This window comes from Shewanella livingstonensis (assembly GCF_003855395.1).
GTDB classification, from domain to species: Bacteria; Pseudomonadota; Gammaproteobacteria; order Enterobacterales; family Shewanellaceae; genus Shewanella; species Shewanella livingstonensis.
Map to the genome: position 1 here is coordinate 926,940 of NZ_CP034015.1, position 11,744 is coordinate 938,683.

Consider the following 11,744-nt stretch of genomic DNA (forward strand, 5'->3'; position numbering starts at 1 on the left):
GATGAATATTAAGTGATGTGTTTATAATATTTTAAGTAATTATGTTGCACTCTATGGCGCATCAACAGCATTTGTAGCACAAAGTGTTAACAAAAGTAACAATGAGATTTAAAAAAGTGGCAATTAATTGTTAATAAGTATGTGTGAGTTTGTGATTTGTGTCGTGATAATGACTTGCGGCATTTGACAATTATGAAGGCATTATAAGGCTTGAGGGAGATTAAGCCCTCTGTGGTTTAGGGTTTTACTGATCTTATAATGGGGTTTTGCAGGCTAATAAGTGTTTCAGTAGATTGGATTTCATCAATAGATTGAATACGATTAATCAGCACATGCTGCAATCCATCGATAGATTGGCACATTACCTTTACAAAAACCGAATAATTACCAGTGGTATAATAGGCTTCTACCACCTCTTCTAGTTCATTTAGTTTGGCAATAGCCGCTGGATAATCGCCGGCACTCTTTAAATTGATGCCGATAAAGCAGCAAACATCATAACCGAGTGCTTTAGGGTTTACGGTAATTTGCGCGCCAGTAATAATGCCCGCCTGTTTCATTTTTTCAACGCGAACATGGATAGTCCCAGCACTGACATTAAAGCGTTTTGCCAGTTCTGCAAAAGGTGTTCTGGCATCTTGCATAAGTGCGGTAAGAATATGATTGTCTAATTCGTCTCGTTGAAATGAGCTATCCACGGTATGAAGCCTTAAAAACCCTTAATTGGCCATAAATCTACGACTTTCATTGCATAATAGCTACTAAAATTAGTATGGGTATTAACAATGTTTAATTTTGATTATTGGTCGGCTGTTGGCGCCATGAATGTGACCGGAGATTCAAAGTGTAATGCTTGTTGTGAGTAAGGGTGAGTGATTGATAATGCTGCTGCGTGCAAGAGTAGTCGAGGTGATAAGCTTTTTGCTAAAGCATCGGCATAAAAACCATCGCCAAGTATTGGGTGGCCTAAGGCCATCATATGGACTCTAAGTTGATGAGACCGTCCGGTAATTGGAGTCAGTTTGACTAATGTGGATTTAGCACCGTAACTGACAACTTCAACTAATGTCACCGAAGCTTTGCCGACAGAATGGTCGACTTTTTGTTTTGGTCGATTAGGCCAATCACAAATGAGTGGTAAATCGACTTTATTGATATTAGGTTTCATATGGCCGGCAACCCGAGCGAAGTAGGTTTTTGCTGTTTCTCTATCACGAAATTGCCGTTTTAATTCGCGTTCAGCACTGCGTCGTAATGCGACGACAATGACTCCAGAGGTTGCCATGTCTAATCGGTGTACAATTTGTGCATTTGGATGTTCAGCTAAAACTCGAGAATAAATACTGTCATGGTAAATAGCTTCTCTTCCTGGAACAGATAACAACCCTGAGGGCTTATTTGCAACCAAAATGTCTTTATCTTGATACAAAATATCTAGCCAAGGAGTCGTTGGTGGGTTGTATATGAAATCAGCCATGGTAGCCCTCGTGAGTCAATTCGCGGCCAAGATACCGTTAGGGCTTATGATGTGCAAGTATAGAATTATATTGCTGAAAGACGAAAACGTCGATCTAAGAGAATGCGTGACCGTTGACGTGCATGATAGTGAATGTCCACACTACAAATGCGAGTGGGATATGCACTAATGCATAAAAACATTGATCAAGACGGCTCATGCCTTTGGCTAACCAAATTAAATAAAGGTGTGCACCTATCACTGCGGGAAACAACCCCAGCAGAGGGTAAAGCGAAAACGGACTAGCATCAGCAAAAACGGCGTGACTAATGAGTGCCCAAGCCACCATAAAAGCGGTTGTTATAGGCGGTATTGCTACGCGATATTGATCTGGGTAAGGGAACATCCCATGTCCTTAAAGTCATTTATTATGGCGTGTTAGCCTTTTATTTCTTTTTTACTCTGGATCACTTTCCGATGCACGATTGAGTAATGGCGCAAACCAGCAGGTCCATGAGATACAATAACAGATAATAAAATAATAAAGATGACTAATTCAGAATGGCATTGGCTTATTTGAATAAAAAATCCTAACAATATGACTTTAAATAGAGTTAACACTCCTTTAAGTTGAATTAACCAACGCCAATCTCTGATGATCTCCCAACTCATTAACAATACGCCAGAAGTGATTGCGATAATCCAATAATTAAGCCACACAGAAAGCTCAAGATTGAAAATAATACCGCCACCACTGCCCACTACGCCAATAATGTGTAGTGCTCTGAGCGACGTTTTACTTATTCGTTCAATCCAAAATCGACGATTGGAGACAGGCAAATTTGTTTTCTGATTCATAGTGTAATTGATAAGTTAACATTGCGGCAACATTAGCAATTTCAACGAATAAAAACAGTGACGTATACAGCAGTTCTTTTTATTCTCAATGTGTTTGCTCTATTTATTCAGTTTTAAGTAATATAAACCTTTAAAAAGTATAGTCTTTGGTGATCAATCTTGTTTATGTAATACCTTTAAAAAGGGAAGCGCTACTTTGAATATTTGAAATACAGTGCGCCATGATAATATTTTGATGCACAAATACGCCCAATCGGTACGCTTGTTTTAGCCCATAATATTATCGCAGTGGTGGTAAAGACTAGACAAAAATGACGATTTGTCGACACTTAAATCGAAAAGTGTCAATGATGTTTGGGGGGACGAATAGGGTCGGTTTTTATCGGAGCGAGCAGAGAAATTATATCACTCTGTGATTATGGCCGCTGCTCTTTACCTGAGAGAATCTAGATCACAATTTCATCGTTATTCAGTGTGATATTGGCGACAATAACCGTGAATTCACATACAATTAACGTATCTCTAGGAGCTGATCATATTGATGATTTGCTCATCAATCCGCTATTAGTAAATTTGGATACCTATGAAAATTGGATTTTTTAGTGCAAAGCCTTACGACATTCGTCATTTCACGAATATTAACCAAACTTTTAAGGTTGATATTGAGTTCTTTGATTACCGACTTTGCATGCAAAACGTCAAATTAGCCGAAGGCTATGAAGTCGTTTGTGCCTTCGTGAATGACTCCTTATGTGAAGAAGTATTAGTTGAATTAGCCAACGGTGGCACAAAGATTATCGCTATGCGCTGTGCTGGTTTTAATAATGTCGACCTTATCGCTGCCGAACGTTTAGGCATGAAAGTCGTCAATGTACCGGCATATTCACCTGAGTCAGTCGCCGAGCATTCTGTGGCACTGATGTTGACGTTGAACCGTAAAATTCACAAAGCTTATCAACGCACTCGTGATGCCAATTTTGCCTTATCGGGTTTAGTTGGTTTTAACATGTTTGGTAAAACGGTGGGGGTAATTGGCACCGGTAAAATCGGCTTAGCCACCATTAAAATCTTATTAGGTTTTGGCTGTAAAGTCTTGGCATATGATCCTTATCCAAACCAGGCGGTTATTGATCTTGGTGTCGAGTATGCTTCATTAGATAGCCTGTATCCTCAATGCGATATCATCAGCTTGCATTGCCCATTGACCAAAGATAATCATCACTTGCTTAATAAAGTGAGTTTTAGTCAAATGAAGCCTGGAGTGATGGTGATCAATACCAGTCGAGGTGGATTATTAGATGCCTTTGACGCAATGGAAGCGTTAAAGGATGGTCAGATTGGCTCATTAGGGCTCGATGTATATGAAAATGAAAAGGGGCTGTTTTTCGAAGATAAATCAAATGAAATTATTCAAGATGATATCTTCCGCCGCCTGTCAGCTTGTCATAATGTGATTTTTACAGGTCATCAAGCTTTTTTAACAGAAGAAGCACTCAACTCTATAGCCTCAACAACACTAACCAATGTGACGCAGTTAACCACAGGGCAAGCTTGTAATAATGAGCTGTTTTAATTTGCTCTAACTCGCTGAAATGTAGGCTGACTAATACACAAGCCATCCACAGAATAGCCGCACTATGGTTAACTTAATAATTTTTAGGCATAGTGAAAATAAATGGAATATTATGATTACAACAACTGAAACTCACGATGTAAAAACGCCTACAGGCTTAATGCGTACCACGCTTTACCGTCCAGACACTAAAGGCCAATTTGCAACAATCATTTTCTACTCAGAAATATTCCAGCAAACGGCGCCTATTGCACGTTCAGCTGCTATTTTGGCAGGACATGGCTTTGTGGTGTTAGTTCCAGAAGTGTTTCATGAGCTCAATCCAATGGGTACGGTATTGGCCTATGACGATGCAGGCAAAGATAAAGGTAATGAGGATAAGTGGGCAAAGCCATTAGAGCAACATGACAGCGATACACAGGCACTTGTCGACTTTGCGCGGTCACAGTCATTCTGCAGCGACAAAGTCGGCGCTATGGGCGTATGCATTGGTGGTCATTTAGCCTATCGTGCGGCGCTTAATCCTGATATTAGCGGAGCATTTTGCTTGTATCCAACAGATATCCATTCAAATACATTACCTTGCAAAGAGGGTAATGATTCATTAACTCGAACTGGTAGTATAAAAGGCGAGTTAGTGATGGTGTTTGGTAAGCAAGACCCGCATGTTAGTAAAGAAGGGCGTAAGCTTATTTATCAAAAACTTGAACAGGTGAATGCCAACTTTACTTGGCTAGAAGTCAATGCCCAGCATGCGTTTATGCGTGATGAAGGTGAACGCTTTGATGCCGCTATAGCCTTGCAAATGTACTTACAAGCGGTGGCGTTTTTTCATCGAGTATTAAACTAACCCGCAGTGTGTCTTTGCTGAGCTTGAATACCTGCTTAATAAAATAGATATCAACCTATCTGATACATAACCGCTATGGCGATATAACCCGATGTTAGTCATAGGTCCGCCATAGGTTTATGCATTTATTACTAGGGGCTGTTGATCTTTCAAGGTTATTTTTGCAGCGAATTGTTGGCCATTACTCACATTTACAACTGCGCGGCAGAGACTTCGAGGTGTAGTTATTCTACATAAAAAAGTCGATAACGCAGTAAAAATGGCCAACAAACGCTGCCCGGAGGGTTCGGCTAAAAACGTTTTACTCTTTGTTGAATGAACTTTGCTTAGATGACTAGGCATCAATCCATTCGCCTCGATTAAAACGTTTTTAACTCGAATAAAATTCAACCAGAAAAGATCAACAACCCCTATCCACATCCCTATGATTGAGTAGGTATTGCTATCCAAATGATTGCTGTCTAAATTGATATAAAATTTAAGGCTAGCGATCATTGGCGCTATGAGCCACAGGTTATTAATACTACGGTTTTCATAGTGTAAGATGATGTAAACTATTGTGGCCGATTTGCCTTAATCTTCGCTTTGGTTTTGTTGCTTACTAAAAGCATGGTATTAGCCACTTTTGGTTCGGATAACTTAATCACCGCTTTTTGGAGCATTAAGCTGTTAGGATAAGTCATTACATCGCCAACATCGCGTTTAATTAATACATGAAATAAACTTATTTCGACAATAATCCCACTCATATCTTCTTCTTTATCAACAATTTTGATTCTATCGCCAATACGGTAAGGAAACGCAAAGAAGATTAATACACCAGCGGTAATATTGCTCAATATCGACCACTGAGCAAATAAAGCCACCCCTAAAACAGCAAAGGCTGACGATACAAATAGGGATACCTCTTGATAGCCTAATCCCAAAGATACCGCCATCACTGATAAGGTGACAAAGAATAATAAATAAGAAATTAAACGCGTAATGAGTCGACTGCGAACCTCGCTAACCTGTTTCTTTTCAGCTTGCAGATAGATCCATTTGTTGACCTGACGTTGAGCAAAAAGAAACACAGCCAAATACACAATGATCATCAATAAATGGTTAAACATGTCGATTCCCTATCTGATTAAAATGGAGTGGCGAAGGCACAATTTCGCCGCCACGTCCTAGTGCATTCTGGGGTATAATAAGGTTTTAAAGTAGAAAAATCTTGCTGTCATGCATACCCGTTCCACCCGAAGATGCAGGATTCAGCTGGAATTATAAACGCTTTTAGGCAAGGCATTGATTGAAGAGAATAGTTATTCTATTGTCGAAATCAATAACGTAGCATAAAGCGTTTATAAACCAGCCCTTTGGGGAAACCTGAGCATCTTCAAGTGGAACGGGTATATAGGCAAGACTCCTCACAGAGTAAAGTATGTCTGATTATAAAGTATTGCACGTCGACGGTGATAGATTTGGTGATTTTTGTGTGCTCGATGATGGTGACTATCGAGTATTGTCATTTGGTGATAATGACGAACAAAGTAAGATGGATAAGAGTCAACCTCATGTACCGCAACATACTTATGTTCAGGCTATGTTAGCTGTATTGCTATTTACTCAACCCAAAAGTGTGATTATTTTAGGTTTAGGTGGCGGAGCATTAGTGCATTCCCTTAGGCATTTTGATGCGGCGATTAAAATTACCGCGGTTGAGTTGCGCGGGCAAGTTATTGAAGTAGCCAAACGCTTTTTTCAATTACCGTTAAGTAAAAAACTAACGGTTATACATGAAGATGCCTATGTGTTTTTAGCCCAAGCAGAGCATAAAAAAGTTGATGTTATTTTTGCTGATATCTACAGTGACAAAGGCGTAGACAAGCAACAACTGTCAAACCAATTTATTGAGCAAACAAAGCAGCTACTTAAAACAGATGGTTTTTTAGTCTTAAATTGTTGGAAGGAGCACAGCCGAGATTTACAGCTACGTGACACTCTTCATGAGCATTTTAGTCAAGTCTTTGCCTGTTTAACTGGCGGCGGAAATTGGGTGGTATTTGCCACCAACAAAGCCAATTGTTTTTCTGCTGCAAATAATAAGCAAGAGCTACAAGCCCTTTCACAAAAGCTCGATATTAATGTTAGCCGAGTATTAACACGATTTGGTCCTTGGGAATAACATTCATCAACAAACATCATTAATCGACTATCGTCCTTTAACGGTATTCGGTTTTGATGATTCAGATCTCCGATACAAGATATGCCCTCAAAGATAGTTCAATGCAAAAAACCGATTAAGGTGATAGTTTTTATCCGTTATACTTAATGATTGTCCATCGCTATTATAGCTACATCAGATGACGAGCACAGTTTGTTTATCATCACCGAAACCATATTGGTATCGGGTTTAATGTAAATCTAAATGGAGCATGACATGACACAATCTATCATCAATAGCACTATCAAACCTTTCAAAGCAACTGCATTCCACAATGGTGCTTTCGTTGAAGTTACTGAACAAGATTTATTAGGTAAGTGGGCAGTGGTATTTTTCTACCCAGCTGATTTCACATTTGTATGCCCTACAGAATTAGGCGACATGGCTGATCATTATGAGAAGCTACAAGCAATGGGCGTTGAAGTTTACTCAGTATCAACTGACACTCATTTTACTCATAAAGCTTGGCATTCAAGTTCAGACACAATCGGTAAAATTACTTATCCAATGATAGGTGACCCAACTGGCGCAATCACTCGTAACTTTGGTGTGATGATTGAAGAAGACGGTCTAGCACTTCGCGGTACTTTCGTTATTAACCCAGAAGGCCAAGTAAAAGTTGCTGAAATTCATGACCTAGGTATTGGTCGTAGCGCATCTGAATTACTGCGTAAAATTCAAGCTGCACAATATGTTGCAACTCACGATGGCGAAGTATGTCCAGCAAAATGGCAACCAGGTGAAGCAACACTAGCTCCTTCAATTGACCTAGTCGGTAAAATCTAACGACTAAGCTCACCCTTAGGTTAGTAATATCATCTCCAGCTAGTCGGTGTTCCCCCGGCACTGACTAGCACTTTTAAACTCACCGATTATTATCCATTTTAGGAGTTATTATGTTAGATGCGAATGTAAAAAATCAACTGAAAACCTATCTGCAAAACCTCAAGCGCCCAGTTGAACTTGTCGTATCTGCAGATGACTCAAATAAAGGTAAAGAACTCACTAGCCTAGCGCAAGACATTATTGACTCATCAGACTTAGTTTCAGTCACGTATCAGCAAGGTCAGCGTACACCAAGCATGAGTGTGATTAACCCACAAGCTGCAACCAACATTATCTTTGCTGGACTGCCAATGGGCCATGAATTTACCTCACTGGTGTTAGCGCTATTACACAGCGGCGGACATCCGATTAAGTTAGATGCGGATATCATTGAACAAATCCGTCAGTTACCGGGTAAATTTCATTTTGAAACCTATATTTCGTTAAGTTGCCAAACCTGTCCTGAAGTGATTCAAGCACTGAACATGATGGCGGCTATTAACCCCAATATTACTAACGTGATGATCGACGGCGCTTTATTCCAACAGGAAGTGAGCGATCGCAATATCATGTCAGTGCCATCAGTATTTTTGAACGGCGAAGCCTTCTCTGTTGGCGCCATTAGCGTTGTTGAAGTACTAAACAAATTAGATAAAAATGCAGCAGGCAGACAAGCCGAGCAATTAAACCAAAAGTCAGTTTTTGATATGTTAGTGGTTGGCGGCGGCCCAGCTGGCGCAGCAGCGGCAATTTACTCTGCTCGTAAAGGTTTAGTCACCGGTATTGTTGCCGATAAGTTTGGCGGCCAAGTGGCTGAAACGGTTGGTATTGAGAACTTTATTTCAGTGTCTAAAACCGAAGGTCCTAAATTGGTGGCTAACCTTGAAGCCCATGTTAAGGATTATGACGTCGACATTATGCAAAACCAACGTGCGTTGAGTTTAGCCAAAAATGGTCTGTTTGATGTGACCCTAGAAAGTGGCGCGACCCTTAGCAGTAAAACGATAATCTTGGCAACGGGTGCACGTTGGAGAGAAATGAACGTCCCTGGTGAGCAAGAATACCGTAATAAAGGCGTAGCGTATTGCCCACATTGTGACGGCCCATTATTTAAAGGTAAACGTGTTGCGGTAATTGGTGGCGGTAACTCAGGTATTGAAGCGGCTATCGATTTAGCTAATATTGTTGAACACGTTACCGTACTTGAATTTGATAGTAAGTTACGTGCCGATGAGGTGCTACAGCGTAAGGCTAAATCAATGGGTAATATTACGATTATTACTCAAGCGATGACCACTGAAGTTAAAGGTGATGGCACTCGTGTGACGAGCTTGATTTATACCGATAGAGCAACAGGTGAAAGCAATACCGTTACACTAGCGGGTATTTTTGTTCAAATCGGCTTAGTACCTAATACCGAGTGGTTAAAAGGTGTGGTTGATATGACTCCTCGCGGCGAAATTATTGTCGATGAGCGTGGCCAAACTTCAATCCCTGGTGTATTTGCTGCAGGTGACGTAACTAATACCCCGTATAAGCAAATTATTATTGCCATGGGCAGCGGCGCAACAGCATCACTGGGTGCATTTGATTATCTCATCAGGCATTCTGAAGAAGTGGATGTAAAAGCTGCATAAGGTATTGTATAACCCGTTGTATGAGATTGTTAACATAATCTCATTGAATTAAGAATAGCTCGCATTTTGCGGGCTATTTTTTTGTCGTATTGAATCTAAACCATTGAGACAATTAATCTGTTGCTTAGCAATAATGGATAAACAATCTGGATATATTAGAAAAATTTCAAGTATATTAATTTTAGGCCGATAGCCTTTTACATCGATAGCCTTTTACATCGATATACATTTACAACATAGTCGTTTAAACCGATCGTTATTTATGCAAGGCCATGATTAGACAAGAGCATGATCTTATTAAAAAAGATTTATTTAACAATAATATAATATTAGCTATAGTAAATTAACCAAAGATTAGCGTTAAGCGGGAAGCGTAGTAGCACCCTAACAGTCTCAAGGATTGAGGTTAGGTATTACTTGTCTTAATAAAATATCTCAGTGGCTGTATTGATAAGCTTTACGTTTGTTTTATCTTCGTTGATTATCGCTTGGGGGCGGAATATGAATTGGTTTAGTAACATGTCAATTTTTAAAAAGGTAGGACTTATTTTTGTCTTATCAGTAATTATTTTTGCCGTTAACCTTGGCATAAGTACTGTTGCGATTAATAAAAACCGTGACACATTATCTTTTATGGAAACCAAAGTGGCGCAGCGAGTGGAGCTGGCAAACCAGAACGTCATATTTGTGCAGCGCTTAGATGAGCTATATACCCAAGCGGTATCGTTTGCCGATGAAGATTTATTGGGTAATGCCAATAAAACCTTTGCATCACTGAAAGATAATTTAACGAATCTATCAACTATCGATCAACAAGAAAGTGCAGCTTTATCGCAATTATCTAACAGCCTTAGTGAATACAATACCATGACACTATCTCTGGCCAGAGGAATGCTTGACGGCACTATTGATATGGCCAATGTAGGACAAATTAGCCAGAAAAAAGCCAAGATTTTTGACAAATTAACTAATGGTATAACGGTTTATAAAGCTGACAAAGTGGCAGAATTTAGTTCTACCATTAAAGAAGCTGGCGACCGTTCAGAGCAAAGTTTATACCTTTCGTTTGGCATAGGTATCGCGTTATTAGTGTTTATGGCACTTGCGACGATTTCGATTGCACGTGCCATTAGTGGCGCCGCGGGAGATGTGGCTAATTCATTGGGAGAATTAGCCGACGGTAAAGGTAATCTACGCCATCAATTAACCGTAGCAGGCACTGATGAGCTCGGACAAGTATCAAGTAACTTTAACCGTTTTTTACGCTTATTAGCTGACTCTATTCAACGTGTTGTTAGTGTGACTAAACCGTTGTTAGACAGTGCTTCATCGCTAAAAGAGCGGATGGCAGTCGCGACTAAAGCGACCAAGCAGCAAAGTCATGATGCTAAAACCGTACATATGTCGATGGAAGAAATGCGCCACTCGGTCAATGATATTTCACACAGTGCTCAGCAAGCAGCAGAAGCGGCGCAAGTTGCTGAGCGTGAAGCGACCGCAGGCTTAGCGGTAGTACAACGTACTGTGAGTATTTCACAAGAACTCAACTCAGGTATTGAGCTAGCGTCGAACTCTATTAATGAGTTAGCCAAAGATACTGAAAGTGTAGGCTCTATTTTGAACGTGATTACCTCAATTGCAGAACAAACAAACTTATTGGCGTTAAATGCCGCCATTGAAGCGGCTCGAGCGGGTGAGCATGGTCGAGGTTTTGCCGTGGTTGCTGATGAAGTTCGCGCGCTGGCGTCTAAAACGGCCGATGCAACTAAAGAAATTCGTGGTGTACTAGAGAAGCTTAAAATCGCAGCTGAATCATCGGTTAGTACTATGGGTGTGGCGATTACTAAGTCATCAGAGAACGAGCGTTATGCTAAAGATACCGGTGAAGTCTTAAGCTCAATTCAATCTAAAATTGTCAGTATTAACAGTATGAATACGCATATTGCTTCAGCCACTGAACAGCAATCTTTGGTTGCTGCACATGTGGCGAATAATGTGGTTGAAATGAATGCATCATTTGAACAAACATTGGGTATTCTTGCAGAAGTGCAGGGTATTTCAGAAGGATTAGATGGTTTTGCTAATGAGCTTAATCACGCTACTTCACAATTTAAATTATAATACTGCTGACAATTCAGCTCCAAATGTGAGTGGTACACCATAAATAAACGCACAGAGAAATCTGTGCGTTTTTTATTTTATTCAGCGCCCAAAAGCCTTCTGCTCCGTTGTGTTGATAGCCTCTACCGAGCGACATATGTAGAACATAAACCGTTTCTGCTTGTTTGCTGCATTGTTAGCCGCCACTTTTGAATTATTTAGCGTATTATAAAGCCAAT

Annotated in this window: 11 protein-coding genes; 6 read left to right on the top strand and 5 right to left on the bottom strand. The window is 40.2% G+C overall.

Annotated elements, in window-relative coordinates; translation table 11 throughout:
• Positions 1-236 precede the first annotated feature (236 nt).
• From asnC to EGC82_RS04095, 4 genes are all read right to left on the bottom strand, one after another.
• Positions 237-698 (bottom strand): transcriptional regulator AsnC, encoded by a 462-nt coding sequence (gene asnC, locus EGC82_RS04080; protein ID WP_124729622.1) that lies wholly within the window; start codon positions 696-698, stop codon positions 237-239.
• 101 nt (positions 699-799) lie between these two features.
• Positions 800-1,477, bottom strand: coding sequence for a bifunctional tRNA pseudouridine(32) synthase/23S rRNA pseudouridine(746) synthase RluA (gene rluA, locus EGC82_RS04085; protein WP_124729623.1), 678 nt, complete (start codon positions 1,475-1,477; stop codon positions 800-802).
• Between the two features lie 94 nt (positions 1,478-1,571).
• A complete protein-coding gene (locus EGC82_RS04090; RefSeq protein ID WP_124729624.1) occupies positions 1,572-1,862 on the bottom strand; it encodes a hypothetical protein in 291 nt (96 codons plus the stop codon).
• 32 nt (positions 1,863-1,894) lie between these two features.
• Positions 1,895-2,314: a hypothetical protein gene (locus EGC82_RS04095; protein WP_124729625.1), complete on the bottom strand. Its 420-nt coding sequence runs from the start codon at positions 2,312-2,314 to the stop codon at positions 1,895-1,897.
• 583 nt (positions 2,315-2,897) lie between these two features.
• Between EGC82_RS04095 and EGC82_RS04100 the strand changes: the two genes are divergently transcribed.
• Both EGC82_RS04100 and EGC82_RS04105 read left to right on the top strand, forming a co-directional pair.
• Positions 2,898-3,887 carry a 2-hydroxyacid dehydrogenase gene (locus tag EGC82_RS04100; RefSeq protein ID WP_124729626.1) on the top strand — a complete coding sequence of 330 codons (990 nt, stop codon included), beginning with the start codon at positions 2,898-2,900 and terminating at the stop codon, positions 3,885-3,887.
• 112 nt (positions 3,888-3,999) lie between these two features.
• Entirely contained in the window at positions 4,000-4,737 is a 738-nt protein-coding gene (locus EGC82_RS04105; protein WP_124729627.1) for a dienelactone hydrolase family protein, read from the top strand.
• 554 nt (positions 4,738-5,291) lie between these two features.
• On the opposite strand, the gene EGC82_RS04110 is transcribed toward EGC82_RS04105, so the two are convergent.
• The gene (locus tag EGC82_RS04110; RefSeq protein WP_124729628.1) at positions 5,292-5,849 is read right to left on the bottom strand and encodes a mechanosensitive ion channel family protein; all 558 of its coding nucleotides are present in this window, start codon (positions 5,847-5,849) and stop codon (positions 5,292-5,294) included.
• 311 nt (positions 5,850-6,160) lie between these two features.
• Between EGC82_RS04110 and EGC82_RS04115 the strand changes: the two genes are divergently transcribed.
• The 4 genes from EGC82_RS04115 to EGC82_RS04130 all read left to right on the top strand — a co-directional run bounded on the left by EGC82_RS04115 (position 6,161) and on the right by EGC82_RS04130 (position 11,526).
• Positions 6,161-6,904, top strand: coding sequence for a spermidine synthase (locus EGC82_RS04115; RefSeq protein ID WP_124729629.1), 744 nt, complete (start codon positions 6,161-6,163; stop codon positions 6,902-6,904).
• 255 nt (positions 6,905-7,159) lie between these two features.
• Positions 7,160-7,729 (top strand): alkyl hydroperoxide reductase subunit C, encoded by a 570-nt coding sequence (ahpC, locus tag EGC82_RS04120; protein ID WP_124729630.1) that lies wholly within the window; start codon positions 7,160-7,162, stop codon positions 7,727-7,729.
• Between the two features lie 110 nt (positions 7,730-7,839).
• Positions 7,840-9,405: an alkyl hydroperoxide reductase subunit F gene (gene ahpF, locus EGC82_RS04125; RefSeq protein ID WP_124729631.1), complete on the top strand. Its 1,566-nt coding sequence runs from the start codon at positions 7,840-7,842 to the stop codon at positions 9,403-9,405.
• Between the two features lie 501 nt (positions 9,406-9,906).
• Positions 9,907-11,526 carry a methyl-accepting chemotaxis protein gene (locus tag EGC82_RS04130; protein ID WP_124729632.1) on the top strand — a complete coding sequence of 540 codons (1,620 nt, stop codon included), beginning with the start codon at positions 9,907-9,909 and terminating at the stop codon, positions 11,524-11,526.
• Positions 11,527-11,744 lie beyond the last annotated feature (218 nt).